Source organism: Butyrivibrio sp. NC2002 (assembly GCF_000702265.1).
Classification (GTDB): domain Bacteria; phylum Bacillota; class Clostridia; order Lachnospirales; family Lachnospiraceae; genus Butyrivibrio.
Genome location: NZ_JNKZ01000007.1, coordinates 208,606 through 234,621, shown reverse-complemented (window position 1 = coordinate 234,621; position 26,016 = coordinate 208,606). Strand labels below are relative to the sequence as shown.

Genomic DNA, 26,016 nt, shown 5'->3' with positions numbered 1-26,016 from the left:
AATGATCAGTAAAAATTGCTTTATATACATGAATTATAACATTTTATCGGAGTAAATATGCGTAAAACAATATTAAAAAATTTATTTAAATCCATATTAATGACAATTCCTTTTTTCCTTTTGTTTGTCGCAATATGGTTTTTTAATACATGGAATTCCATGAATGTTAACGAGCTTTTATTTAACCTGAAAATGTCTCTTCAGGGTGCATCTGTAGCGATGATAAAGCTCTTTATAATTCGGGCTTTTCTTCCGACTGTTGTGGTATTTTTAGTTATTCTTTTACTTTTATCCTTTATTTTTAAAAATCCGATGAAGGGCGTAAAAAAAGGACTAATCATAGGCCTTGATCTTATAGTACTCTTTGCTGCGCTCTCCTATACCTGGATAAAACTCGATATCACCTCATTTATCAGACAGCAGCTAAATGCATCAACCTTCATAGAAGACAATTATGTTGATCCAAAGAGCGTTGAAATAACTTTTCCTGAAAAGAAGCGAAATCTTATCTATATTTTCCTTGAATCCATGGAAGTTTCTGATACTGACAAGGAAAACGGCGGTGCTTTTACGGTCAGCAGAATCCCTGAACTGACAGACCTGGCCCTTCAAAACGAGTCATTTGCGGGAAGCTTTGGCATCTTAAATGGCGGCTATTCTCTTCCCGGCTCTGAGTGGACTATGGGTGCGATCTTTGCTCAGACATGCGGTCTTCCACTTAAGATAAATATCGAGGAAAACAGCATGAGCACTCAGGAATCATTTTTCCCCGGTGTTACAGGTATCGGTGATATTTTAAATGAAAACGGTTATACCCAGGAATTTTTATGCGGATCAGAAGTTGAATTCGGTGGTCGCGGCTTATTCTTTAGAACTCATGGGAACTATAATCTTACAGACTATGTTTATGCGAAAAAAGAAGGCTGGATTCCTGAAGATTACAGTGCCTGGTGGGGATTTGAGGATGAAAAGCTTTTTGATTTTGCCAAAAAAAGGCTGACAGAGCTTTCAAAAGAAGATGCTCCATTTAATCTCACACTTCTTACTGCTGATACGCATTTTGAAGACGGCTATGTATGCAGATTGTGCGGCGATGAATTTGATGATCAGTACTCCAATGTTTACGCGTGCTCAAGCCGCCAGGTTACTGAATTTGTCGAATGGATAAAAAAGCAAAGCTTTTACGATAATACAACTATCGTAATATCCGGTGATCATCCCACAATGGATGCGGATTTCTGTGCTGAGATCCCGGAGGATTACGAACGTAAAGTTTATACCTGCATAATCAATTCTGCGGCTGTAAATGAAAATAAAGATGAAGCAAGGACATATTCGACCTTTGATGCATTTCCCACTACTCTCGCCTCTTTAGGCGTCAAAATAGAGGGGGACAAGCTTGGCCTTGGTACAAACCTGTTCTCTTCAAAAAAGACGCTTCTTGAAGACCAGGACATGGATTATGTTTGTGATGAATTATCAAAGAAATCTAATTTCATGAACGATCTGTCCGGAATAAGTCAGGAAAGCATAGCAAAGCTTAATCATGCAGATCCTTCCTGTCAGGTATCTTTTGAAATTACAGATACTACTGTCACTATTAATGCACATGATTTTGCAGATGTTGCTGAGCAGATAAAATCAGTTGAACTTGAATACAAGGTGGACGGTTTAACTGAAAATAAGCATACAACCCAAATGAAGCCCTGTTCCGATGGAAGCTACGAAATTATGCTTAATCTTGATGAGATAAATCCGCATGATACTGATTTTTCAGTTCGCTTAAATACTGTTCTTGGAGCAACATTCACACTCTTTTCTCAAAGAGGCGATATGTACTTAAAGCAGACGGATCTGACAGATTATCTGAAAAATGTAAAGGAATATGTTGAAAGCGGTAATTACACTCTCCTAATAACAACAAGGAAGAACTCTGCTGCAAGATTAAATGACGATCAGATCAGTCTCCTGCATGATCTTGGAATTACAGATAATATTCCAAAAGGCGAAGATGCAACGATTATCGGCATTATTACAAGTGATAATAAGCTCGCAGCTGTAAGTAAGGAAACCACTGAGTTATCAGGAACTCTTGAAAACGGCTATCCTATTACTCTTAAAGGAAGCTGGAACAGCACAGATGAGAAGGATTTCCTCATGGATATAAACGGTACCAATTATATGGTCGCAAGAAAAGGTCTTCATTTTGCGGTCGTTAATAATAAGACCGGTCATGTTGCGGATTATGCCGATTTTGATCTGATCGACTCAGAAGTAAGAAGACAATGATGAAAAAGTAATATAGGAAATTGAGAGCTATTTCCAATAAGGAAAAAATTATGGGGACCTTAATTTAATGTCGGTCCCCATATTTTTCGAGAAATTTATCAACCGGAAGCGGGCGTGAAAAATAATATCCCTGAAGATAGTCACATCCGATTTCAGCCATTGTGTCAACCATTTCTTTAGTTTCCACTCCCTCAGCTGTTACGCTGAATCCTCCGCTCTTAAATGCAGAGATCATTAGAGGTATCAAAGGATCAAGAGTATGGCAATAATCCCAAACCAGCTCCATATCAAGCTTTATATTTACGAAAGGACTTTTCTTAATTCTGCTTAAGTTTGAATAACCCTTTCCGTAATCATCAACTACAAATCTAAATCCTTCATTATGCATGATGTTCATCTGTTTATTCATTTGAACTTCATCTATCATGGAAGCTTCTGTTATTTCAATATGCAGCTTTTCAGGAGAAACATTATATTTTCTTACAATCTGCAAAAATCTGTCACACAGGTCTGCTCTCATAAACTGAATGGGTGAAAGATTTACGTTTACAAATTCAAGTCCCATCGAGTCAGGATCATTATCGCTTAAAAACTTACATATCTTTTCAAAGACCTGTTCACCAATCAAATTAATTCTACCGTTCTGCTCAGCTATAGGTATAAACGATGCAGGTGGGATCAGTTCTCCCTTCGGATCTCTTATTCTGGCCAGTGCTTCTGCTCCTGCAAGCTGCATGTTTTTGGTAGATATGATTGGCTGAAGGAAAACCTCCACCTGATTCTTATCTGAAGCAATTTCAAGGGCTTTCTTTACATATACCCTATCATAATAATCCTGAAGAGCACTTACATCTGAGAGAACATTATAGTCATCTCCGAGTTTATCGGCTTTTTCAAGCATGATACTTATCGTATTAAGCACATCATCTGCTCTATCATAACCATTCTCACAGTTTATGAGCGCATATCCAACTTCAAGATACAGTTCGGCATCGTCTGCTTTCCAGGGAAGTCTGAACCTGTTTCTGAATTCTTCGTGAATATCACTCCAGGACAGATTTGGATCGCCAAGTAAAACAAAACGTCCGCTCTTGTAATAAAACGACAGACATTCCTTATTATTTTTTTTCATGAATTCGGATATAAGGCAAATGCCCTGATTCATCTGTACAGAACCATATATATCACGAAGATCATGATAATCTCTTATTACAAATGCAAGTATCTTATATCTTCCCTTCCCTTCGTTTTCTTCAACAAATGCGCGAAGAGCTTTGCTGTTAAAACACATATTTCTGCGCTCTAAATAAAACTCAGGGTTTACAAAAGAAAGATAAATGATAATAACGGCCATCATGCAAAAAGTATCAAAGAGCAGATATTTAGGGAAGCCTATCCTAAACAAGGTTCCGATGAAAAGCACAAAATTATAGCTTATAAGTGCTACTTTTTGATTCTTTGCAGGTATCTGTTTTCTATGCAAAATGAAAAGGTAAATTGAAATAAGAATATAGAAATAGTACGCAAAGTATACAACAAAATAATATGGCGCTTTGTGATATCCCTCTTTATCAACATAAAAAATGATGCCGAAGGACATATTAAGTACTTCCACAAATAATGATAAAAACAGAGGAATCTGCATTAACCTGAATTTAAAAGGATATTTGCTTTTGTCTATTTTTAAGAGATTAACTGCAAAGAGAAAATAGAAATACGGTCTTATAGTGAACGACATAAAAAAGCATGTGTTTAAAGCTACAATAAGCCATAAAGGCAATACCTTGTATTCATTACATGCAATACTGGATGTGATGTCAAAGAAAATAACAACTCCTTCGTTTATAAGAATACTAAGGAACGTTTTATTAAGATTTAATGGAACACGCGGAAGGGCAAAGTAATACCCCATAATAATTATAATAATAAGCATGCTTGGAACAACATAACTGAAATTCCAATTTATCATATTTATTTCCCCTCAAAAAGATTTCCGAAGAATCTCATTCTCCAATATATAAAGTATAACATTTTTATATTACGTTTATCCTTTTGTGATTATTAAAATATAATAAACTATTAAAAACCCGGAGCCAAGAAGCTCCGGGTCATCCTCATAAGAAAAAATATATGTTTTCCTCCCAATACATAAAAAAGCGAAAAGCTTTGTTATGATCATAAAAGTTCCTGGAATCCGGGAACAAACAGATGTCTCGGTATTCCGTCAACCATTATAGGCCCTACATCACCCTGAATAAGGGGACGAACGTAAGTAATAAACTCATCAGTTACATAGGTGCCTTCTTTATTGATCCAATCTCTGGGAACAAGACGCTCATCATTTGCAATCTTGTGTACGTCCTTAACCTCAGTACCAGCCTGATAAGGATCATCTGAAAGACGTGTGATTACAACCATCTTGCCGCTGTCGCCTTCATCTGCAGCCTTCATTGCAGCACCGCCTACCTCATAAGCCTCAAGTATATCAACTCTGGAAGCACAGTGGCTTGCAGCTCTCTGTAGAGTTGAAAGCTCGATTGCTCTTGTCTTACATCCAATCTCAGTTGAAAGGACTGTGCAAAGATATCTTGCAGTACCTGTAAGCTGCTTATGACCGAATGCATCTACATATTCAACACCGTTATCATATTCGCTTATGTACTTGCCGTCTTTATCATGAATACCTTCAGAAATTGCGATAACAACATTTGCTTTTTCTTTTAGAAGGCCTTTGACCTTAGTAACAAATTTCTTAACGTCAAAAGGAAGCTCGGGAAGATAAATTGCATCAGGTCCGTCACAATCCTCTCCTCTTGATAATGCAGCTGATCCTGTAAGCCAGCCGGCATTTCTTCCCATTATTTCAACAATGACAACCTGACCATGGTCGGTTTCAAGACTCCATCCATCTCTTATGATTTCCTTAACAGATGTACCAATATACTTGGCAGCGGAGCCATATCCCGGTGTGTGGTCTGTAAGAGCAAGGTCGTTATCGATTGTCTTAGGGCAACCAACAAATCTTACAGATGAGCCGGAAATAATTGCATAATCAGAAAGCTTTTTGATGGTATCCATAGAATCGTTACCACCAATATAGATGAAGCAGTCGATTTCAAGATCTGTTAAGATCTGGAAAATCTTCTCATAAGTTTCCTTACTCTCAAATATTTCAGGTAACTTATAACGACAAGAGCCAAGATAGGCTGAAGGTGTACGTTTTAAAAGTTCAGCATCAAGACCGGTTTTGATGTGATCGGCAAGATCAACATATCTTCCTTCCATCAGTCCCTGTACGCCATGGATCATTCCATATACTTTCTTGTATCCACGATCGATAGCTGTACGGTAAACACCGGCAAGTGATGAATTAATAGCTGCTGTAGGTCCTCCTGACTGACCAACAATAACGTTTCTCTTCTCCTTTGTTGCCATATTAAGAATACCCCCTTAAGTAGATTTGTTATGCAACATGTATATATTTTATCAAACAGAGTACCTTTTGTCATTAAAAATAACTATAATATTAAAAAATAATAAAAAAAGACGTAGAAAATATGACATTTTATATTTTCTACGTCTTTTTTAAATTGTCTAGTAGTTCAGCAATGGACTATTCTGAGACTTCTATTTCCTTAATAAGAAATTCATTTCCCTGAACAAGATATGTTTTTTCACTTCCGCAAAAAGGACATATTCTGCCATGAGCGATAGTTCCATATTGTTTCCCGCAATCCTCGCACTGTGTTATGGCTGATATGGGCTCAATAGAGAGCTCAGTATCAGCTATAAACTCATGCTTTGGCGCAGCCCATTTCCAACAATCTGTGAGGAAATGAGGTATTACAGATGAAACCTCACCAAGCTGAATAGTTACTTTTTCAATTTTACTTATATTGTTTTCATCTGCGACGGTTTTAAGATCGTCGATTATATGAAAAACTACACCAAGTTCGTGCATATTAAATCCTCATTAATTCTTCTTGCCCTTGAATTTGATGTTAATAGCCTGCTTTGCTGCGTAAGGAAGAATGTATTTAAGCTTATCTTCACTCTTTCTCATCACGCTGCATTCAGGGTTTTCTCTGTAAAGATGAATTGCATCAAATTCACATTTTGTAGTACACAATCCGCATCCGATACACTTATTTGTATCAACAACAGAAGCTCCACATGAAAGGCATCTGGCTGTTTCGGCCTTAACCTGTTCTTCAGTAAAGACAAGCTTTGCATCTCTGAAGGAGTGTGTGGGATCAGTGATCTTGTCACTCTTTCCGGGAATCTGTCTCTTACAGGTATCGTAATCCTTAACAAGAATATCCTCTTTGTTGAGCTCCTTGAAATCGTTACGGTTACGACCGATTGTTAGTGAAGAATGAGGCTGTACAAATCTATGAATGGAGATTGCACCCTGCTTACCGGCAGCAATTGCATCAATAGCAAACTTAGGACCTGTATAAACGTCCCCGCCTACGAAAATGTCAGGCTCAGCAGTCTGATATGTAAGTGAATCGGCAACGGCACCGTTACCTCTGCCAAGCTCAACCTTTGATCCATTAAGCATATTACCCCATACGATTGACTGACCGATACTTAAGAATACGTGCTGGCACTCAACAGTAACTGTATCATTTTCATCATACTGAGGATTGAATCTTCCGTCAGCATCCTTAACTGAAGTACATCTTTTAAGAACAATGCCCTTAACTTTTCCGTTCTCAGTAAGGATTTCCTTGGGACCCCAGCCGGGATTGATCTCAACACCGTCTTCTTCGGCTTCAGCAATCTCTTCATCAGAAGCAGGCATGATATCTCTTGTCTCAAGGCAGAATTGCTTAACTGATGAAGCACCGCATCTTACAGCGCTTCTTGATACATCGATAGCAACGTTACCACCACCGATAACAACAGCATCTCCCTCAACCTTAAGAGATTCATCATCTGTAACTGCATGAAGGAAATCTACAGCTGTTACAACACCTTCGGCATCTTCTCCGGGAACGCCTGCTTTTCTTCCGCCCTGGCATCCTATAGCAATATAAAATGCCTTATAGCCTTGCTTTCTAAGCTCGTCAATAGTGATATCTTTACCTATTTCTACACCGGTTTTGATTTCGACACCCATCTCTTTAATGATGTCTATCTCTGCCTGTACAACGTCTTTTTCAAGCTTGTATGAAGGAATACCATATACAAGCATACCACCTGCTTTTTCATTTTTTTCAAAGATTGTTGGCTTATAGCCTTTTTCAGCGAGGTAGAATGCACATGAAAGTCCGGCAGGACCACCACCTATGATGGCGATCTTTTCATCAAACTCACCCTGAACCTTGGGAACAACTTTCTTGGGGATGAATCTTGTTTCAGCATTAAGATCTCTTGCAGCGATGAATTTCTTTACTTCATCGATAGCAACAGCCTGATCGATAGTGCCTCTTGTACAAGCTTCTTCACATCTTCTGTTACAGATATGTCCGCATACAGCAGGAAGCGGATTATTCTTCTTTATAAGCTCAAGTGCTTCAGTATATTTACCCTGAGCAGCAAGCTTTAAATAACCCTGAACTGCAATATGAGCCGGACAAGCTGTTTTACAGGGAGCAGTTCCTGTATCGTAGCAATTGATCCTGTTATTATCTCTGTAATCCCAGTCCCAATCAGCTTCAGACCATTTCTTTTCTGAAGGAAGAACATGTTTAGGATACTGAACTTCACTTCCGTCCTTTTTGCAGAGCTTTTGTCCAAGCTTAACAGCACCTGCAGGACACACTTCTACGCAACGTCCGCAAGCAACACAATCTTCTTTTGTAACACGTGCAACATAAGCTGAACGTGACATATTAGGTGTGTTGTAGAGCTGAGAAGTTCTGAGGGCGTAACAAACATTTACGTTACAGTTACATATAGCAAATATCTTGTTTTCACCATCAATATTGGTAATCTGGTGTACAAAGCCGTTATCTTCGGCCTTCTTGAATATAGCAAGTGCTTCTTCTTTTGTGATATATCTTCCGCCCTTACCGGTCTCAACAACATAGTCGGCCATATCACCAACTGCGATACACCAATCCATCTCATCATCAGCGCATCCTTCTTCGTAGGTCTTACGTGAACGACGGCATGAGCAGGGACTTGCAGCATATTTTCCTTCATATTTATCGAGCCAATGAGAAATATGTTCAAGTGAGATTGACTCATTATTCATCTCAATAGCTTTCTCAACAGGAATAACATGCATTCCGATTCCTGCACCTCCCGGAGGTACCATAGGCGTAACCTTCTCAAGAGGAAGAGTTGACATATAATCGAAGAATCTACCCATCTCAGGATTCTTGTCGATAATGTCTTTGTTCATGTTTGAAAATTCTGCACTTCCGGGTACAAACATAGGAAGAACATACTGCTTTTCTCTCTTCTCATTTTCCCAGTTGTACTCGATAAGTCCGGTCCATGACATGTGATCAAGAAGTTCCTGCAGATGATTTTTCTCTATGCCTGATATTTTCTGTATTTCTTCAAAAGTTTTAGGCTTTCTGACACCCATCTTAAGAGCAAGTTCTGCTTCTTCATCTGTTGCAAGAGAAGCAAGAGCCCAATATTCAGGGTCATCATTAGTGATCTTTTTAAGACCAAGATGATAAGGGATGCGGTCTGTAATCATTTTGCCAAGTTTGACTATAGGCTCACGCATCACGGCATCGTCTTTAACATAAGACGGCTTATAAGGTGGTTTACGTCCCATAAAAAATCTCCTTAAATTAAAAAACATTATAGATAATAAGTTAAACATAGGGGAATCTTTCGACTCCCCTAATGAAGTAACTACATTATGTTTTAGTTTTCAGCACGCTCCATAGCAAGCTGGTAGTCCTTAGTATCAGCAAATACATCATTTGCATAAGGGTTCTTGCCCATCTTAATAGATCTCTTGATGATCTCAGCCATGCAAATTACGTTGATAGTAATAGCAAGAACTGCTACAAAGCCCTGCATTCTGGGATCTGCTGTGATTCCCATTGAAGAAATGATCTCTCCTGCCTGAGCTGTTTTGCCGTTACCTGCATTGAACAGTTCGATTGCCTTTTCGTACAGATCCATAGTAGTGATACCATTTGCTGTAGCACCGCTGTAAACTGAAGGAAGTGCAGCTGCAAACTTGCTGCTAAGCTGGAATCCGGGAACAACCTGTGCCCACATGCACCAGATTGCAAGAGTGTTTGCACGGTTCTGGATCCACGCGCCCTTGTTCCAGAATGCATTTGCAAATGTAGGAGCAAGAAGAAGTGCAACACCGCAGTACCATGAATGTGTAGGAAGATTCAAGTAAGTATATTCAAAGTTCCATACATCATAAGCAAGGATGAACCATATTGTCATGTCAGGCCAGAGCATATCTGATTTGTTCTTATCACTTGATGTATACAGATTAACGCAACCTGTCATACAGAAAATATTGATAAGACCGGCAATGGCATTAACAACGTTCCACCATCCACCGTAGATGAATACACCTTCGTTAGATGCCCACCATGCACCGCTGAGGTTTCCAGAAATTGAGAATGCAGCAAGAGCAGATTCCATATCAGAAACATTTGCGATCATGATATTAGCTGCAACGATGAGCCAGGGGAACCATGCAAACCATTTTTCCTTGCCGATGCCCCATTTGTACTTGATCATCATGAAGCCTACGCAACCTATATCAGCAGCATATAACTTAAAGTAATGGAACCAGCCATCCATATATGCAATTGTAGGATTAGCCGAACCTCCAAATGCACCAAGATGAGCAGCTATAAAATAAACTGTTAAGATTGAAGGAATAACAACGAATACCATTATTCCGCCAAGTTTGGTCCTACGACCGATTTCGTTCATGAGAATAAGTCCCACAAACACCAATACCCAGCCTATAAGCTGCATACTGGCACTGTTACCGTATAATTGAAACAGCATATGAAACCTCCTAAAGATAATAAAAAATTAAATTTCTATAAACTAATAATAGCAATTCACGGGTATGAATTGCTATTGACAAAAGTAATATATTTTAACAATAATTTTTGGACACTATTATGTATTTTTAAGTTTCCCAACATAAGAATGCTCTTATTGCAGAGTATTTAAGCATTTTAAGATCATTTTTCTTCATCTGAATAATAAGGAATTATCAGTGAAGTTCCTGAAATGAGTTCTGAATCGGTTCTTATCTTATTAACACTTGCGATGTCTCTCACATAGCTCTCAACATTGTTATAATGCATAAGATCCATATTCTGTTCAGCGATACTCCATATAGTATCTCCTGCCTTTATACTAACGCAGCTGTAATATCTGTTGTCCTTATGTTCCCCGTTATTCTTGGCATCGGACATAAATGAGAATGACAAAAAGATTGAAATAAATACTACAACCGATATCATTATCACAAAAGTAATTATTCTACGACGAAGCTGCTTTTCTCTTCTTTCACGGTTTTTGATAGAGCGGATCCTGCTCTTATCATATATAACAGATTGATTATTGTAGATTTCCATTGTTGCTCTCATTGCATCACTCATGTCTTCTTCCTCCATACAACCCCGAACAAATGTTGCGAACAACCGTTCTATATATAATATATCGAGCATACATTCCGATGTCAATGCTTTTTCGCACACTTGTTCTAAATAAAATGATAAGTATAAAAAAATTATAAAATTTCTTAAAGAAATCATTCGTTTCAGTTCATAATTTGTTCATAAATTCAATGTAATATAAGTATCAAGATAGTTGATGAACGAAATCACTATCTCCCCCTCATAAGAAAATCGCAGGACACTCACAGCAATGTGAGTGTTTTGTGATTAATAAAACTTTTTCTTATTTTCTTATCACAATCACTTTTATATCATTTGGTTCATGTAATAAATGGCGAGACTTTTTCGTCACGAATGTTTCTTATGTAGATAATATAACCTGTTTGCTGTCCAATATTACGTACAGCAATTTTTTATAGACTCTATAAGAACTATAGTTTCACTATAGGTTCTATAGGTTACTATTCACGATTTTTTCAGGCAACCACCTCATTTCATGGTCAGTTGCCCCGTCCGCAGTAAAAAAAATAAATGCTCGTCATGCCTTTGAATTCATAGGGTCTACGTGACTTGCTACTTTTAATTTGTTGCAGTTCACGTAGAAATAAGCTGATTTTTAGACGAATTACGTGAGGGGATGTTCTGTTAAAGGGTGGTATCACGTAGAGTGGCTGAAATATTTAGACGAATTACGTGAGGAGATGTTCTGTTAAAGAGTGATATCACGTAGAGTGGCTGAAATATTTAGACGAATTACGTGAGGGAAGATTCTGTTAAAGGGTGGTATCACGTAGAGTGGCTGAAATATTTAGACGAATTACGTGAGGGAAGATTCTGTTAAAGGGTGGTATCGCGTAGAGTGGCTGAAAAAAGAAACAGGAGAAGACACAATGATCTTCTCCTGCTTAGGTGTATTACTTTTCGTATTCTTCGATTGAACATTTTCAAAAGCCTCGTAATAGACTGGTAAGATCAATAAGTCCCGATAAATACCATTGAACTGCGAGGCATGAGTTTAATAGATCCATTACATACTATTTAATGGATTTAATGTTTTAATGTTCAAAGTGAGCTGCAACTTTCTTAAGATTGTCTATAATAGGAAGATGCTGAGGGCAAACACCCTCGCACTGACCACAGGCTATACAGTCGCTAGCTCTTCCGAATCCGCTTTTTACAAGGTTTTCGTAGTTTGTAAAGTTAATGGTCCAGCCCTTTTCTTCCATGTCTTCTCGCATATTCTCATTATAAAGAGAAAAGTACTTAGGAATTGCTATCTTCATGGGACAGCCTTCCGTACAATACGAACAGCCTGTGCATGGAATAGCAATTTGATTATTAATTATATCGGCAGCTTTGAAGCAAAGCTTTTTTTCATCTTCTGATAATGGCTTAAAATCCTCCATGTAAGAAGTATTGTCATCCATCTGCTCCAAACTGCTCATTCCTGATAAGACAACCATGACATTATCTAAGCTGGCTACAAATCTGATCGCCCAGCTTGGAATAGACATATTCTCATCCTTTTCCTTGAATAACTGAGTAGCTTCTAAAGGAAGTTTAGAGAGTGTGCCGCCTTTTACAGGTTCCATGACTATGACAGGTTTGCTGTGCTTTGCAGCTACTTCATAGCATTCTCTTGAATGAACCCATTCACTTTCCCAATCCAGATAATTGATCTGCAGCTGAACAAATTCCATTTCCGGATGTCTTGTAAGTATGTCGTCCAAAAGCTTTGGACTGTCATGGAAAGAAAAGCCCGCATGACGCACAAGACCTTCCTTCTTTTTATCAAGCAGCCAATTAAAGCAGTCAAGGTCTTCATATTTTTGAAGCAGCCCCTCTTCTATGCCATGGATCAGATAATAGTCAAAGTATCCTGCTCCGGTCTTTTTAAGCTGCTCATTAAAAATCTTATCTCTGTCTTCTTTAGAATTGATAAATCCTGCATGAAGCTTTGTAGCAAGAGTAAAGCTATCCCTAGGATGTCTTTCAACAAGTGCTTTTCTTGCAACATTTTCACTGTTGAAACCATTATACATCCAAGCAGTATCAAAATAAGTGAACCCTCTTTCAAGGAACATATCAACCATTTTTGAAACTGCTTCAATATCAACATCTGCATCATTTGTTTTGTCGATAAGCGGCATTCTCATCATGCCAAATCCGAGTTTTTTTGCCGGTTTGAAATCCATAGATAATCTCCTCTCCTAAATGAAAATATAGTCACAACTATTATTTGAAGCTTTTTTTTGCCCTAAAAAGCTTAACAGTCTGGATCACTTTCTCAGAAATTTTTCATCGGCCTCATAATCATCACTGATAAAACGTTCTACCGTCATATGAAGATCATATTTTTCACGCAAGTCTGCAAGCTGCTCCATCATTTTAGATGCATGGTGTGAGTCTATTGCAGCCTGATCTGTCCATGAGTCTATAAGCAAAACAGTCTCAGGGTCACCTATTGGCTGAAAATATTGATAGCGCAGATTACCTTCTTCATTTCTTATTGCATCTGCAATTCCGGATGACTCCATTTCATCTGCAAATGCTCTGGCACTCCCATTTTTCCCTTTGTAGTAAAGATTAACTGTAATCATATTATTTTTTTATTCCTCCATTTTCCGCTCCTGAAACGCCAAATATCAAGAGCTGCTTTAATGCACCAGTCTAGAACCATTGCAAGTGCAATTCCTATTACTCCCATTTTCATCCATAGTGCAAGCATAAATGACAAGGCTGTCCTGCATACAACTGTGGCAAATATAGAAGCCCACATCGTAAACTTCACGTCTCCTGCAGTACGTAGTCCAGATGAAAGCGGGCCGGAAAAAGGCTGTACAAGTCCCGAAAAAAGATTATGAATCGCTACAATTATGAGGATCAGACGTTTTGTTTCATCTGATAGATTGTATAGAGTAAGCAGTAACGGTGTAAGTGCCATTACGATCACGTTCCAGATAACAGCAAGTAAAAGCGATAATCTGGTAAGCTTTCTTATGTTCCACTCTGCGGCTTCATAATCGCCTGCACCTACACATTGTCCGACAACAGTGATAAATACTGTCCCCATAGACATACCCATACATGCTGCAAGTGACCAGAAAGTCTGACCTGTAGTATTTGCTGCAATCTGAGAAGTCCCAAAAGTCGCAGTCAGCATACCAAGAACAACCTTTGCTGCCTGGAAAAGAGTATTTTCTATTGAATTAGGGATGGCAACGCCCAGAATACGTTTTGCCATCTGTACATTCAGGCTAAGAGAATCCTTTATGCCTATACCTATTCTTGTGCCGCTAAGTGAACTTATTTTTCTCAGGATATCATCAGATGCCTTCGTCTCTATACATAGCATCGTCATAATAATGGCTGCTACATACCATGATATCGTTGTAGGCCATGCAACACCGGCTGCACCTGCTTTTAATACGAATATACCAATAGCGTTTCCTACAACATTGACCAGATTAGCAATAAACGATACAAACATGGTCACTCTGGTCTTACCCATCGCACGAAAAACCGCGCAACCAGCGTTATAAATTGCATTTGCAGGAAAAGACCATGCAACAATCCACATATATGTCCTACAGGCCGCCATGGTATCTGCTTCAGCTTTGGGATACATTGTTCCAAGAAGTGATGAACCAAAAAACAGCATCAGCATCATGCATACTATAGAAAGAAGGCCTCCCATAAAGAAAATCTGCGATGCGGACAGATCTGCATTATCCTTTTCTTTACTACCGATGTACTGTGATACAACAACCGAACCTCCGGCTGAAATTGCGGTAAAAAGATAGATGAATATGGTGTAAACCATGGTATCAAGCCCAACACCCGCAACAACAGCTTCGCCTGCATAACTGACCATCATGGTATCCGCAAGTCCTACTACCATCTGAAGAAGCTGCTCTATAAGGAGAGGTACGATCATCGCTTTTAATGCCAAATTGGTAAATCGCTTGCGATCCTCTGATAAAAATTCTTTTGGTTCAATTATTTTTTCAATTAAACTCATCTTCTACCGTGATCTCGAAAAAAATGCATTTTCGCCTTCCTATAACTTATTTTGTTCCATAATTATGTTTAGAATATGATAAAACGAAAATTAAAAACACAATATTTATTTGTTTTTATGTGAAATTATTTATCGTGAATATATAAATTTGGAAACGTAGAAACATATATTTCCCTCATGTAAACATTATAATATCCGCACAAAAAAATATAAAGACAAATAAACTCATGTTTGCCTATGGTATTTTATTATGATATACTGAACATAGGTTCGTTAATGAATGGAGGATTATTATGTCTAAAGGAAAAATATCTGAGAAACAGTCTGAGATACTTGAATTTATGAAAGAAGTTATTCTTGAAAAGGGGTATCCGCCAACTGTACGTGAAATATGTGAGAAGGTTAAGCTTAAATCTACATCTTCCGTACACTCTCATCTTGAAACTCTTGAGAAAAACGGATATATAAGAAGGGACCCCACCAAACCCAGAGCAATTGAAATCTGCGACGACAGCTTCAATATGATCCGTACTGAAATGGTGAGTGTACCTGTTATTGGCCAGGTTGCTGCAGGAATGCCTATTCTTGCTGAGCAGAATATTGACAGCTACTTCCCTATTCCCGCAGAGATGTGCCCTAAGGGTGACACATTTATTCTTAATGTTAAGGGCGATTCAATGATAAATGCAGGTATTTTTAATGGCGACCGTATTTTTGTTCATGCTTGCGATACTGCAAAAAACGGTGATCAGGTAGTTGCTCTTATTGATGACTCTGCAACTGTTAAGACTTTTTATAAAGAAAACGGCCACATCAGACTTCAGCCTGAAAACGATACCATGGATCCCATAATTGTTGATGATTGTGCTATCCTCGGCAAGGTTTTCGGCGTTCTTAGACTTTACTAAATAATGTAAAAATGACTTCTTGCAGGCGAGTTCCACTTTTGCCTATAAGAAGTCATTCTTTTTTTTATTTATTTACGTCCTGAAATTTACAGGTCTTCTTTTGAAATCTGTTTTCCGTCTCTCCATATTCTCTCAAGGTCGTAGAAAATTCTGTTCTCTTCATCGAATATGTGAACTATGATATCACCAAAATCGAGAAGAATCCAAAATGCACTTTCGTACCCTTCAACATCTTTTTTTTCATAGCCTGCTCTTCCAAGCATCTCTTCAACCTTGTCAGCCATTGCCTGGATCTGAGGTCTGTTTGAACCGCTTGCAATGATAAAGTAATCTCCGAGAGAAGAAACCTCGCTTATATCAAGAATTTCAATATTTGTACCCTTACGGTCTTCAAGAGCATCAACCGCAAGCTTTACCATCTCTTTTGAGTTTTCAATAGAATGTTCACTCATTAAATAATCCCTCCAAATAATTAGTTTATCCAATAAGATTTGAATAGTAATCGAATGTACTTTTTGTCATAGGATCACATTCTTTATCGATATGATCAAGATAGTTTAGGGTGTCACGCAAAATATGAAGCATACATAAGTTAAGATCCCTGAAGGCCTCTTTTCTGATCTCATCCATATGTTCAAGAGGCTTTCTGTTGGGCTCTATAAAGTCTGCAATAAATATTATCTTCTCAAGGTCAGTCATATCAGGCTTTCCTGTAGTATGCCATCTTATGGCAGATAATATTTCCTGATCTTTAATATCATACTTATGCTTTGCAAGGCACATTCCGGCTTTTGCATGAATGAGTGCAGGATTTCTTTTCTCTATATCCGTAATCTCGACATCATACTTCCTGCATATCTGCATCTGCTCATCATGGCTGATGTTTTTGGCACAGTCATGAAGAAAGCCCGCAATAAGCGCTTTTTGAACATCAACGTCATGTACAGAAGCCATATTCGCAGCTGTATAAGCAACACCAAGTGTATGGTCGAATCTGTCAGCTTTAAGTGCGCTTTGCATTTCTTTTCTAAGTTTCTGCGTTATATCAATAGTTTTCATTAAAACTCCGCAATAAATCAGTTGTTGTAGATCTTCACATCATCATCATTTACAGCCTGTGCGCGTCCGCTGTAGATGTTCTTAACTCTGGCGAACTCAATAACTTCTTCAGGAAGAAGATAACGGACAGATCTGCCAGTCTGGATTTTCTTTCTAAGAGCTGTAGATGAAAGATCCAGATCGTGAAACTGAAGAAGGCGTACATCAGCGCCAAACTTATTCTGAAGATACTGACGATGTTTATCCATTTCAGCAAGTGACATATGATCTCTTACAGCAGCAAGAATAATACAGTTTTTAAATATTTCCTCGCTATCCTTCCAGTATTCGATCTGCTTAAATGTATCACCGCCCATAATAAGATATATCTCATCACCCGGATACATATTGTTTAGTTCCTTAAGTGTATCTATCGTATATGTATTGCCTTCTCTGTCTATTTCAATACGTGAGCAGGTAAAGTATGGATTACCTTCTATCGCAAGCTTTACCATCTGATAGCGAAGATCTCCTGATGGAATATCCTCATCCTTTTTCATATATGAACATCCACTAGGTATAAAAATAACCCGGTCAAGCCCAAACTGCTCTCTTGCTGCTTCTGCAAGTAACAGATGAGCATTATGGATTGGATTAAATGTTCCGCCTAAAATACCTATTTTACGTTCTGCCATGTCATGTTCCCCTCTTTGATGTAATATTTTATTTTAGAACTTCAAATGCTTATTTAGGGAGCTTTATTTCAGGATTCTCATGAAAAGGCTTGTATAATACTATCTTTCTGCCAATAACCTGCACAAGTGTAGATCTTGTTCTGTCAGCTACAGTATTTGCAACCTCCTTCACATCATCCAGACAGTTTTTCTGAACAGTTCCTTTAATAAGTTCTTTTGTATTGAAGCATTCTGATACACTTTCAGTTACTTCAGGTGTAACAGATGATTTGCCTATAGAAAAAACAGGCTCTATATTCTGTGCAAGTCCCTTAAGATAAGCACGCTGTTTACTCGTTAAATTCATCTTCGTCCTCCATATTATCGAAATCGTCGAAGTTATCTTCATCTTCTGCAATCATGTTTCCACCTGTTGCTGTATCCGCATTCTTGTAATAATCAAAGCTGTTACCATACATACGTACAGTATCGCCATCCTGAATTCCGAGCTCTTCAAGCTGATCAAGGATTCCGTTCTCAACAAGGAAATTCTGGAAGAAAGCAAATCCCTTCTCGGAATCAAGGTTGGTGTAACCAAGCATCTTTTCAATCTTAGGTCCTTCGATCACATATTCCTTGGCATCTGAATCGTATTCTACAGTAAATGCAAGATTCTCTTCCTTAAGTTCTGTCTCAGGATCATACTCGCTTTCAAATACTATCGTATCTTCAGGGAGTTTATCGAGTTCTCTGCTAATATAGTATAACAGCTCATTAATACCTTTTCCAGTTAATGTAGATGTAGGAAATACCTTAACTCCAAGCGGTTCGTACTTCTCTTTTAGCTTTGCTATTATCTCACTGTTTTCTCCATCAGGAAGCATATCTATTTTGTTTGCAGCAATTACCTGAAGTCTCTTCGTGATATCAGCATTATATTTGGCAAGTTCGTTGTTGATTGCCTCTATATCTTCAAAAGGATCACGACCTTCTGTACCTGCAGCATCAACAACATGTATCATTACGCGTGTTCTTTCAATATGTCTTAGGAATTCATGTCCAAGACCTGCGCCATCCGAAGCACCTTCGATAAGACCCGGAATGTCCGCAACAACAAAGCCTCTGGCATCATTTAAGCTGACAACACCGAGCATAGGAGTAAGGGTTGTAAAATGATAGTTTGCAACCTTGGGCTTTGCATTAGATACTTTACTCAAAAATGTTGATTTACCGACATTAGGGAATCCAACAAGTCCAACATCTGCGATCATTTTAAGCTCAAGAATAACTTCCAGCTCCTTCGCAGGCTGTCCGGGCTGGGCATATCTTGGTGCCTGCATTGTACTTGTTGCATAATGCATGTTACCATTTCCGCCTTTTCCGCCCTTAAGGATAACGAATTCCTTAGTATTTCCGGACATATCGACAATTACTTTTCCGCTTGCTGCTTCTTTTATAACGGTTCCTTCGGGAACCTTGATGATAATGTCAGAGCCCTGCTTACCATGGCATCTTCTCTTACCACCGTCCTCACCATTTTCTGCCTTATACTTTCCGCCAAAATGAAAATCGGAAAGTGTATTGACACCAGGATCTACACAGACGATGACATTACCACCATTGCCGCCGTCACCACCATCGGGGCCACCGTTAGCAACAAATTTCTCTCTTCTGAAAGAGACATGTCCATCTCCGCCTTTTCCACTTCTTATGAATATTCTTGCTCTATCAACAAATGCAGGCATTCTTTTCTCCACTAATCAAACTACAATAGTCAGCTACAAATAATTATAAAATAAGACCTTAAAAATGTAAAAAAGCTCCAAACAAAAATTTGTTTGGAGCTTAAACCTGTTCGTATTACTTGCTCTCTACAGCGTAAACGCTAGCCTGCTTCTTATCGCGGCCCTTGCGCTCAAAACGAAGAACACCATCGATCAGGGCAAAAAGTGTATCATCTTTACCGATACCAACGTTTGTACCCGGATGAATATGAGTTCCGCGCTGTCTGTATAAAATATTTCCAGCCTTTACGAATTGTCCGTCAGCTCTCTTTGCTCCAAGACGCTTTGCTTCGGAGTCACGACCGTTCTTTGTAGAACCGACTCCCTTCTTATGAGCAAAAAATTGAAGGTCCATATTCAACATGACTTATACCTCCTCGAATTTTATGTTCAAAAACTCATTACCATACTGTTTGTAGATACTTGTGATCCCGAGTTCAAAAGATTTCATCAAAAGCTCGGCATCATTGGAAATAGGTCCATTAAAATCAAGCCTGATAATACCTTCATTAGGATCAGCATTGCACACAATATCATCTTCTGTAAGTTCTTCAAGTGAATTTACGGTATTTATGCTTAGAACTGAAATCGAAGCACAAACAATATCTTTACCATAATCACCGGAACCGGCGTGTCCGTTTAATTCAAAACCAACATAATCGCCATCTGAATTTTTACGAATAGTGATATTTGTCATATCTCAAACTCTTCTCACATTACATAGAGATCTTGTCGATCTTAACGCTTGTGAAGCACTGTCTGTGACCGTTCTTCTTGTGATAACCGGTCTTACTCTTGTACTTATAAACGATAACCTTCTTGCCCTTGCCCTGCTCAAGTACAGTTGCGCTAACTTTAGCACCTGCAACATCGCCTGCAACCTTAAGAGTCTTATCATCGTTTACTGCAATAACATTGTCAAATGTAACTTCTTTTCCAGCTTCAACATCAAGCTTCTCAACTTTGATGATGTCGCCCTCGGAAACCTTGTACTGCTTACCACCAGTAACTATAATTGCGTACATAAGGCACCTCCTTCTTCCAAATCTCGCTAACTGTGGTGGGAAATAATCTCCTCTTTAACCTCGTTAAGCGGCATACCATAGAATAATAACATCACATACTATGTATGTCAATAGTCTCACGTAGTGTTTTATTCTTTTTATCTCTTGTAAATTCCATAATCCCAAGTCCTGTGAGGTCGATAAATCTCATATTGAACCGGTCTTTTTTTACAAGATCCGATACAAATTCTATAAGCTCGTCATTAGCTTCTTTAGTCTTTAGATCGATAAAATCAATAAGTATCATACCGGAAAGGTTTCTTAGTCTTATCTGCCTGTAAGCTTCGATAGCCGCTTCTTTATTTATTTCAAGAAATATTTCATCTGATTTTTTTAAGTTTTTTCCGGAATTTACATCTATAAGATTAAGTGTCTCTGTCTGTTCAATCACAAGATATGCTCCGGAATCAAGCCATACTTTCTTTTTCAGAAGGTCATCTGTCTTGCTTGTCAGACTATAGTGAACATTTATCGGAAGCCTGCTTTTTTCTTCATCATAAAATGTGATATCGCTATCTTCCTTAAGCTCATCATAAACACTGCTGATATCAGTAATAAGCTTAAATTCTAAGCCATATTCTTTTTCAAGCTGCTCTTTTGCTGAAAGGATGCAGGCTTTTAAATCAGACGAATTGCCATGCAAAAGCTGATATTCACATCTGCATTTTGCAGTTTTTATCAGCTCTTCAAGATCTGCATAGTGCTGACCTTCCATGTGACCGGAATCTTCACCGGAAAATGCTTTTGACTTTCTAAAAGCTCTCTCATCGCAGGAAAGCCTTGCCTGTTTTGTCTTATGCTCTTCAGTTCTCAAAAAGACAAGTACGTCGTCTCCTGCTCTTAATTCAGATGCGCTTTTTATTTCTCTGTTTAATACAAATTTGGGATCAAGATTTTTTACGGGCAAAAATCCTATTCCGTGCTTTTTATTATTACTTTCAAAGCGGACAAAAGCAGCATTTAGATTCGAAACAACATTCTCGACTCTTCCGACATATATGTTTCCTGTTCTGTCATTTTCGCATGGAAAATCCAGAAAAATAAGCTTTCCATCAAAAAAACCAAGAATACTTAAATGCTCTTTCCAGTTTGTAACTATTATTTCAGACATGAATTTTTCCTTCATTACCAAGAGTCCGTGCAAAGGAAGCATCGGAAATCACATCGGTGATCATTGGAACAACATAGGGGCCGTCCTCATCTTCGCCTGAAAGATATGTATCAATCCTGTTGTATACTGCTGCAAACTCGGGCTCTTTTTCACCTGCAAATCTGTAAAGCGAACTTACAAACAAAGACGCTTTAAGATTGGATGCGCTTCCTGCAGATAAAAGAACATGGATTTTATTATCATCAGTGATCTCGCCTCTGAATATCAGGGGTCTTATGTCTATTTCTTTTTCGCCATTCTTTGTCTTTTTCATAGCAGGTATGGTATCAAGAGCCATAAATCTTTCAAATGTATCCTTCAGATCAAAAGAAGGCTCCTTACCATTTCGAAATGAGATCATGTATTCACAGGCAGCAACACTTGTCATAGCATTTTCGCACTTTTCGGGAAGTACTTTTGCGCAAATGACATCAAGGCCTTCATTCATGTTATCCTGAAGCCTTGCTACGACATCCTCTACGGAAATCATTGAATTGAGCGTCATATCCATATAATCTCCATCAGTTGTAGAACCGACGCTAAGAGGCTGTGCAAATGATAAAATCTGATGCGGGCTGTAGCCTTCTGAATACTTAATATCAATTTCAGCTCGTCTTATGGCTTTCTGAACATATCTCATAACATCAAGATGCCCAAGAAAACGGATAGGACCGTGCTTTTTGTATTTCAAACGTAATTTAATCATTCTTTTTAGTTAACTCCAATCTTTGGCTCTATGCATATTCCAACACCATAATATGCACCGCCGCATCCCATGCATGCCTGTCTGCAGTTCGGGGAAACAACGCCTTCCTTAGACCTTAACCATTCACGCCAGAGGAATTCCTTAGAAACTCCGCAGTCAATCATATCCCACGGAAGGATTTCATCCTTTGTTCTTTCTCTCTTAACATAGAACAAAATATCAAGGCCGGCTTTTTCAAGTTCCTCCATCCAGATATCATTTTTAAAGTATTCACTCCATGCATCAAAAATGCATCCGCGCTTATAGACATTATAAATAACCTTAGCCAGTCTTCTGTCACCTCTTGCAAGAATGCCTTCAAGCATACTTGCATCAGCTTCATGCCAGTTATACTTGATATGCTTCTGATTTAGCTGTGACATAATCCCTTTTCTTGTAATATTTGCTTTATCAAGGAATTCATCCTTGGTATTCATAGATGCCCACTGGAATGGAGTAAACGGCTTTGGTACAAAGAATGAGGTACTTGCAACTATGTCAATTGTTCGGCCGTTTCTTTTTTCCTTCGGCACTGTTTCAAAATATTCAACAGCAATTTTGTTTGCAATATCGCCTATTCCCAATATGTCATCTTCCGTTTCGCCGGGAAGGCCAAGCATAAAGTACAGTTTTACCTTATTCCAGCCGCCTTCAAATGCTTCGTGAGCTCCGCGGAGAATATCTTCCTCTGTAAGACCTTTGTTTATGACATTTCTCATTCTCTGCGTTCCGGCCTCAGGAGCAAAGGTAAGTGAAGACTTCTTTACATCCTGGACCTTACTCATTACATCAAGAGAAAAAGCATCAATTCTTAGAGAAGGAAGTGAAATATTAACCTTGTGTTCATTGCAGTAATCGATAAGAAAATCAAGAAGTTCGTTAAGGTGTGAATAATCACTGGTACTTAGTGAGCTAAGTGATATTTCCTCGTAGCCTGTATTTTTAAGAAGTGTTATAGCGTATTCCTTTAGCTTTTCAACATCTCTTTCGCGAAGAGGTCTGTATAGCTGACCTGCCTGACAGAATCTGCAGCCTCTTATACATCCGCGCATAACTTCCATAACGACTCTGTCCTGAGTCACTCTTATAAAGGGCATAACCGGCTTCATCGGATAATATGCATTTGTAAGATCTGTGCACATCTCTTTTTTTACAACAGCGGGTACACCTTCCTTTAATGGAGTTATAGCTTTGATCGTGCCATCCTCGTTGTAGCTGATATCGTAGAGAGAAGGTACATATAGGCCGTGTATCTGTGAGCACTTATATAAAAACTCTTCTCTTGAAACGCCTTCTTCCTTTGCCTTCTCATACAGGTCAAAAAGTTCACGATATTTCGTTTCACCTTCGCCAATATAAAAGATATCGAAAAAGTCAGCAATTGGCTCGGGGTTATATGAGCATGGACCTCCGCCGATGACTATCGGATCATCCCATGTTCTGTCTTTTGCAAAAATGGGAACGTTTGAAAGATCCAGTACCTGCAGGATGTTTGTATAGCACATCTCATACTGCAAGGTGAATCCAAGAAAATCAAAATCCTTTACCGGATCTTGTGATTCAAGCGCAAAAAGCGGTATCTTCTCCTGTCTGAGCACATTGTCCATATCAGCCCAGGGTGAAAATACACGCTCGCACCATACATCATCATATTCATTAAAAAGACCGTAGAGAATTTGAATTCCCAGATGTGACATACCAATCTCATACACATCCGGGAAACAAAATGCAAATCTTATTTTTACATCATCAGGATTCTTGACAACACTATTAACTTCGCCGCCGATATAGCGCTCCGGTTTACTGATGCTAAGAAGAATCTCATCTGATAAAGCCAGTTTTTCGTTCAAAATACACCTCAAATTACTTAAAAGATTCAAAAGGACTTATCTTCTGGCAAGTTCATCCGTAATCTCTTCCCAGGTGATTTCCTTTTCAGACATAAGTACCATCATATGATACAGGAAATCTGCCATTTCGTAAATGAGTTCATTGGAATTTTCATTTTTGGCTGCAATCACCATTTCTGTGCTCTCTTCTCCGACTTTCTTAAGGATCTTATCAAGTCCTTTTTCGTAGAGATAGTTGGTATATGAGCCCTCTCTGGGATTGATTTTTCTGTCCTTTATTACTTCAAATACGTTATCAAGAACCTTTTGCGGATTCTTTTCGGTATAATTTCTTGAAGCAATCTCATTGAAAAAGCACGAGTATCTGCCTGTGTGGCAGGCAACTCCGACCTGTTTTACCTTGGCAAGTATTGTATCTTTGTCGCAGTCACAGATAAGCTTTTTGACATATTGGAAATGTCCGCTGGTTTCGCCCTTTACCCAAAGCGAGTTCCTGCTTCTGCTAAAATATGTCATTTTGCCGCTTTCAATGGTCTTATAAAATGATTCCTCATTAAAATATGCAACCATCAAAACTTCATCGGTTCTGTAGTCCTGAACAACAACAGGCACCTGACCGTCAGAGTTTTTCTTAAAATCTTCCCATCTGAATGAAGGTACCATTCTGTTTACGGCAAGGTCGTTATCGGCACAGATTTTCTTCATATTCCTTATTTCGCCGGAATTAGCATTCATAGCTGCGCCGGATATGCCGCTTACATTTGCCTGTGATAATAAAGACAGAACCTTATCGAGTGAAGCATCGGGAAGGCTTAAGATCGTAGGCATATCTATTTCGGGAGTTTTCTTTATCTCGCTCGAATTAAGTAAAATTAGTTCATCAGCGTATTTTTTGATATTTTCTTCAAGAGAACTTATCTTATCGGTTTCCGTATAGCAGATGGCAATCTTATCTTTTCCGAATTTCTCGGAGACTTCCAGAAGGATATCTATGTTCTCCTGCTTTGAAAAATTAAGACATGCCTTTTTGCAGCCTGCATAGAGAAGCTTTTTTATATCCTCCATGCGCTTTACATTCCCGGCTCCGTAAATTTCTGCTCCTACTTTTCCGCATATATCCTTGATGATGTCTAATGATTCTTCATGCTCAGCATCGCCTTTTGACATGTCATAGATTATTATTGCATCAGCATCATCATTGTCATATTTTTCAGCAAGGGCAAGAGGAGTCTCTGCATAGGATGTAAGATCATCAAATCCCTTAACAGCGGTATTTTTGTATAAATAAATGCATGGAACAAATTTTTTCAGCATATTATAATGCTCCCTTCGTGCTTAGAACTCCGGCTATGCGGTCGTCGATTTTTGTTGCTTCGTCAAGTGCCTTGGCAAAGGATTTAAACATAGCTTCTATCTTGTGATGATCATTAATGCCGGTGATAAGTCTTAGATGCAAATTCATCATGGCGCCGTAAGATATTGCATAGAAAAATTCTCTGACAAGCTGAGTGTCAAACTCTCCTACCATAGGAGCCTCAAAATCGCAGTCCATCATCATGTAAGGTCTTCCGCACAGATCAACTGCGCACATGACCAAAGCTTCATCCATCGGAAGCAGCATCTGGCCGTATCTTTTTATGCCCTTCTTATCTCCGAGGGCCTTCATTATAGCCTGTCCCAAAACAATACCGGTATCTTCTACGCTGTGGTGACCATCAACATTAAGATCTCCCTTTACAGAGACTGTAAGGTCAAACAGACCGTGTTTTGCAAAAGCCTGAAGCATATGGTCAAAAAAACCAATTCCGGTATCAATGGAATTTTCGCCTGTTCCATCAAGCTCTATCTTTACGGTTATGTCAGTTTCTCCGGTTTTTCTGTTTACTTCAGCATATCTTCCCATTTTAAATGTCT

24 protein-coding genes are annotated in these 26,016 nt (G+C 38.7%); 2 read left to right on the top strand and 22 right to left on the bottom strand.

Annotation, left to right across the window (positions count from 1 at the left end; all coding sequences use genetic code 11):
• Positions 1–57: 57 nt before the first annotated feature.
• Positions 58–2,289 carry an LTA synthase family protein gene (locus T543_RS04370; RefSeq protein ID WP_051638529.1) on the top strand — a complete coding sequence of 744 codons (2,232 nt, stop codon included), beginning with the start codon at positions 58–60 and terminating at the stop codon, positions 2,287–2,289.
• A gap of 64 nt (positions 2,290–2,353) precedes the next feature.
• Here the strand turns inward: T543_RS04370 and T543_RS04365 are convergent, their stop codons facing one another.
• The 9 genes from T543_RS04365 to T543_RS04325 form a co-directional block, all read right to left on the bottom strand.
• Positions 2,354–4,258: an EAL domain-containing protein gene (locus T543_RS04365; protein WP_035766082.1), complete on the bottom strand. Its 1,905-nt coding sequence runs from the start codon at positions 4,256–4,258 to the stop codon at positions 2,354–2,356.
• A 206-nt stretch (positions 4,259–4,464) separates the two neighbouring features.
• Positions 4,465–5,724, bottom strand: coding sequence for a 6-phosphofructokinase (locus T543_RS04360; protein WP_035766080.1), 1,260 nt, complete (start codon positions 5,722–5,724; stop codon positions 4,465–4,467).
• A gap of 178 nt (positions 5,725–5,902) precedes the next feature.
• Positions 5,903–6,250, bottom strand: coding sequence for a hydrogenase maturation nickel metallochaperone HypA (locus T543_RS04355; protein ID WP_035766079.1), 348 nt, complete (start codon positions 6,248–6,250; stop codon positions 5,903–5,905).
• 12 nt (positions 6,251–6,262) lie between these two features.
• Complete coding sequence (locus T543_RS04350; RefSeq protein ID WP_197023929.1) at positions 6,263–9,031, bottom strand: FAD-dependent oxidoreductase; 2,769 nt, start codon at positions 9,029–9,031, stop codon at positions 6,263–6,265.
• A gap of 92 nt (positions 9,032–9,123) precedes the next feature.
• A complete protein-coding gene (locus T543_RS04345; protein ID WP_035766078.1) occupies positions 9,124–10,245 on the bottom strand; it encodes a DUF5692 family protein in 1,122 nt (373 codons plus the stop codon).
• A gap of 182 nt (positions 10,246–10,427) precedes the next feature.
• Positions 10,428–10,850: a LysM peptidoglycan-binding domain-containing protein gene (locus T543_RS04340; protein ID WP_035766077.1), complete on the bottom strand. Its 423-nt coding sequence runs from the start codon at positions 10,848–10,850 to the stop codon at positions 10,428–10,430.
• A 1,073-nt stretch (positions 10,851–11,923) separates the two neighbouring features.
• Entirely contained in the window at positions 11,924–13,063 is a 1,140-nt protein-coding gene (locus tag T543_RS04335; RefSeq protein WP_035766076.1) for an aldo/keto reductase, read from the bottom strand.
• An 84-nt stretch (positions 13,064–13,147) separates the two neighbouring features.
• Positions 13,148–13,468 carry a putative quinol monooxygenase gene (locus T543_RS04330; protein ID WP_035766074.1) on the bottom strand — a complete coding sequence of 107 codons (321 nt, stop codon included), beginning with the start codon at positions 13,466–13,468 and terminating at the stop codon, positions 13,148–13,150.
• Positions 13,465–14,889: an MATE family efflux transporter gene (locus T543_RS04325; protein WP_197023928.1), complete on the bottom strand. Its 1,425-nt coding sequence runs from the start codon at positions 14,887–14,889 to the stop codon at positions 13,465–13,467. The genes T543_RS04330 and T543_RS04325 overlap by 4 nt, the downstream gene beginning before the upstream one ends.
• Before the next feature lie 293 nt (positions 14,890–15,182).
• On the opposite strand from T543_RS04325, the gene lexA reads away from it, so the two are divergent.
• Positions 15,183–15,797 carry a transcriptional repressor LexA gene (lexA, locus tag T543_RS04320; RefSeq protein WP_035766073.1) on the top strand — a complete coding sequence of 205 codons (615 nt, stop codon included), beginning with the start codon at positions 15,183–15,185 and terminating at the stop codon, positions 15,795–15,797.
• An 86-nt stretch (positions 15,798–15,883) separates the two neighbouring features.
• Here lexA and rsfS read toward each other — a convergent pair whose 3' ends face one another.
• The 13 genes from rsfS to hisB form a co-directional block, all read right to left on the bottom strand.
• A complete protein-coding gene (gene rsfS / locus T543_RS04315) occupies positions 15,884–16,249 on the bottom strand; it encodes a ribosome silencing factor (RefSeq protein WP_035766072.1) in 366 nt (121 codons plus the stop codon).
• A gap of 25 nt (positions 16,250–16,274) precedes the next feature.
• Positions 16,275–16,856: a bis(5'-nucleosyl)-tetraphosphatase (symmetrical) YqeK gene (gene yqeK / locus T543_RS04310; RefSeq protein WP_035766071.1), complete on the bottom strand. Its 582-nt coding sequence runs from the start codon at positions 16,854–16,856 to the stop codon at positions 16,275–16,277.
• A 17-nt stretch (positions 16,857–16,873) separates the two neighbouring features.
• A complete protein-coding gene (nadD, locus tag T543_RS04305) occupies positions 16,874–17,530 on the bottom strand; it encodes a nicotinate-nucleotide adenylyltransferase (protein ID WP_035766070.1) in 657 nt (218 codons plus the stop codon).
• 49 nt (positions 17,531–17,579) lie between these two features.
• The gene (gene yhbY / locus T543_RS04300; RefSeq protein ID WP_035766069.1) at positions 17,580–17,876 is read right to left on the bottom strand and encodes a ribosome assembly RNA-binding protein YhbY; all 297 of its coding nucleotides are present in this window, start codon (positions 17,874–17,876) and stop codon (positions 17,580–17,582) included.
• Positions 17,860–19,254 (bottom strand): GTPase ObgE, encoded by a 1,395-nt coding sequence (gene obgE, locus T543_RS04295; protein WP_051638528.1) that lies wholly within the window; start codon positions 19,252–19,254, stop codon positions 17,860–17,862. The genes yhbY and obgE overlap by 17 nt, the downstream gene beginning before the upstream one ends.
• A 115-nt stretch (positions 19,255–19,369) precedes the next feature.
• On the bottom strand, positions 19,370–19,657 hold the full coding sequence (gene rpmA, locus T543_RS04290; protein WP_035766068.1) for a 50S ribosomal protein L27: 288 nt from the start codon (positions 19,655–19,657) through the stop codon (positions 19,370–19,372).
• Positions 19,658–19,660: 3 nt separating this feature from the next.
• On the bottom strand, positions 19,661–19,990 hold the full coding sequence (locus T543_RS04285) for a ribosomal-processing cysteine protease Prp (protein ID WP_035766067.1): 330 nt from the start codon (positions 19,988–19,990) through the stop codon (positions 19,661–19,663).
• A 19-nt stretch (positions 19,991–20,009) separates the two neighbouring features.
• Complete coding sequence (rplU, locus tag T543_RS04280; RefSeq protein ID WP_035766066.1) at positions 20,010–20,318, bottom strand: 50S ribosomal protein L21; 309 nt, start codon at positions 20,316–20,318, stop codon at positions 20,010–20,012.
• A gap of 91 nt (positions 20,319–20,409) precedes the next feature.
• Positions 20,410–21,468, bottom strand: a complete 1,059-nt coding sequence (locus T543_RS04275; RefSeq protein ID WP_035766064.1) for a ribonuclease E/G — start codon at positions 21,466–21,468, stop codon at positions 20,410–20,412.
• Entirely contained in the window at positions 21,461–22,213 is a 753-nt protein-coding gene (locus T543_RS04270) for a TIGR03936 family radical SAM-associated protein (protein ID WP_051638527.1), read from the bottom strand. Before T543_RS04270 ends, T543_RS04275 begins: the two co-directional genes overlap by 8 nt.
• Before the next feature lie 5 nt (positions 22,214–22,218).
• Positions 22,219–24,102 carry a TIGR03960 family B12-binding radical SAM protein gene (locus T543_RS04265; protein ID WP_035766062.1) on the bottom strand — a complete coding sequence of 628 codons (1,884 nt, stop codon included), beginning with the start codon at positions 24,100–24,102 and terminating at the stop codon, positions 22,219–22,221.
• Positions 24,103–24,138: 36 nt separating this feature from the next.
• Complete coding sequence (hisIE, locus tag T543_RS15585) at positions 24,139–25,416, bottom strand: bifunctional phosphoribosyl-AMP cyclohydrolase/phosphoribosyl-ATP diphosphatase HisIE (RefSeq protein WP_035766060.1); 1,278 nt, start codon at positions 25,414–25,416, stop codon at positions 24,139–24,141.
• A gap of 1 nt (position 25,417) precedes the next feature.
• A complete protein-coding gene (hisB, locus tag T543_RS04255) occupies positions 25,418–26,005 on the bottom strand; it encodes an imidazoleglycerol-phosphate dehydratase HisB (protein WP_035766058.1) in 588 nt (195 codons plus the stop codon).
• Positions 26,006–26,016 lie beyond the last annotated feature (11 nt).

Excerpts from the sequence above, each read along its gene's own strand:
- T543_RS04370 (WP_051638529.1), top strand. The coding sequence starts at position 58 with ATGCGTAAAACAATATTAAAAAATTTATTTAAATCCATATTAATGACA.
- T543_RS04365 (WP_035766082.1), bottom strand. The coding sequence starts at position 4,258 with ATGATAAATTGGAATTTCAGTTATGTTGTTCCAAGCATGCTTATTATT.
- T543_RS04360 (WP_035766080.1), bottom strand. The coding sequence starts at position 5,724 with ATGGCAACAAAGGAGAAGAGAAACGTTATTGTTGGTCAGTCAGGAGGA.
- T543_RS04355 (WP_035766079.1), bottom strand. The coding sequence starts at position 6,250 with ATGCACGAACTTGGTGTAGTTTTTCATATAATCGACGATCTTAAAACC.
- T543_RS04350 (WP_197023929.1), bottom strand. The coding sequence starts at position 9,031 with ATGGGACGTAAACCACCTTATAAGCCGTCTTATGTTAAAGACGATGCC.
- T543_RS04345 (WP_035766078.1), bottom strand. The coding sequence starts at position 10,245 with ATGCTGTTTCAATTATACGGTAACAGTGCCAGTATGCAGCTTATAGGC.
- T543_RS04340 (WP_035766077.1), bottom strand. The coding sequence starts at position 10,850 with ATGAGTGATGCAATGAGAGCAACAATGGAAATCTACAATAATCAATCT.
- T543_RS04335 (WP_035766076.1), bottom strand. The coding sequence starts at position 13,063 with ATGGATTTCAAACCGGCAAAAAAACTCGGATTTGGCATGATGAGAATG.
- T543_RS04330 (WP_035766074.1), bottom strand. The coding sequence starts at position 13,468 with ATGATTACAGTTAATCTTTACTACAAAGGGAAAAATGGGAGTGCCAGA.
- T543_RS04325 (WP_197023928.1), bottom strand. The coding sequence starts at position 14,889 with ATGAGTTTAATTGAAAAAATAATTGAACCAAAAGAATTTTTATCAGAG.
- lexA (WP_035766073.1), top strand. The coding sequence starts at position 15,183 with ATGTCTAAAGGAAAAATATCTGAGAAACAGTCTGAGATACTTGAATTT.
- rsfS (WP_035766072.1), bottom strand. The coding sequence starts at position 16,249 with ATGAGTGAACATTCTATTGAAAACTCAAAAGAGATGGTAAAGCTTGCG.
- yqeK (WP_035766071.1), bottom strand. The coding sequence starts at position 16,856 with ATGAAAACTATTGATATAACGCAGAAACTTAGAAAAGAAATGCAAAGC.
- nadD (WP_035766070.1), bottom strand. The coding sequence starts at position 17,530 with ATGGCAGAACGTAAAATAGGTATTTTAGGCGGAACATTTAATCCAATC.
- yhbY (WP_035766069.1), bottom strand. The coding sequence starts at position 17,876 with ATGAATTTAACGAGTAAACAGCGTGCTTATCTTAAGGGACTTGCACAG.
- obgE (WP_051638528.1), bottom strand. The coding sequence starts at position 19,254 with ATGCCTGCATTTGTTGATAGAGCAAGAATATTCATAAGAAGTGGAAAA.
- rpmA (WP_035766068.1), bottom strand. The coding sequence starts at position 19,657 with ATGTTGAATATGGACCTTCAATTTTTTGCTCATAAGAAGGGAGTCGGT.
- T543_RS04285 (WP_035766067.1), bottom strand. The coding sequence starts at position 19,990 with ATGACAAATATCACTATTCGTAAAAATTCAGATGGCGATTATGTTGGT.
- rplU (WP_035766066.1), bottom strand. The coding sequence starts at position 20,318 with ATGTACGCAATTATAGTTACTGGTGGTAAGCAGTACAAGGTTTCCGAG.
- T543_RS04275 (WP_035766064.1), bottom strand. The coding sequence starts at position 21,468 with ATGTCTGAAATAATAGTTACAAACTGGAAAGAGCATTTAAGTATTCTT.
- T543_RS04270 (WP_051638527.1), bottom strand. The coding sequence starts at position 22,213 with ATGATTAAATTACGTTTGAAATACAAAAAGCACGGTCCTATCCGTTTT.
- hisIE (WP_035766060.1), bottom strand. The coding sequence starts at position 25,416 with ATGCTGAAAAAATTTGTTCCATGCATTTATTTATACAAAAATACCGCT.
- hisB (WP_035766058.1), bottom strand. The coding sequence starts at position 26,005 with ATGGGAAGATATGCTGAAGTAAACAGAAAAACCGGAGAAACTGACATA.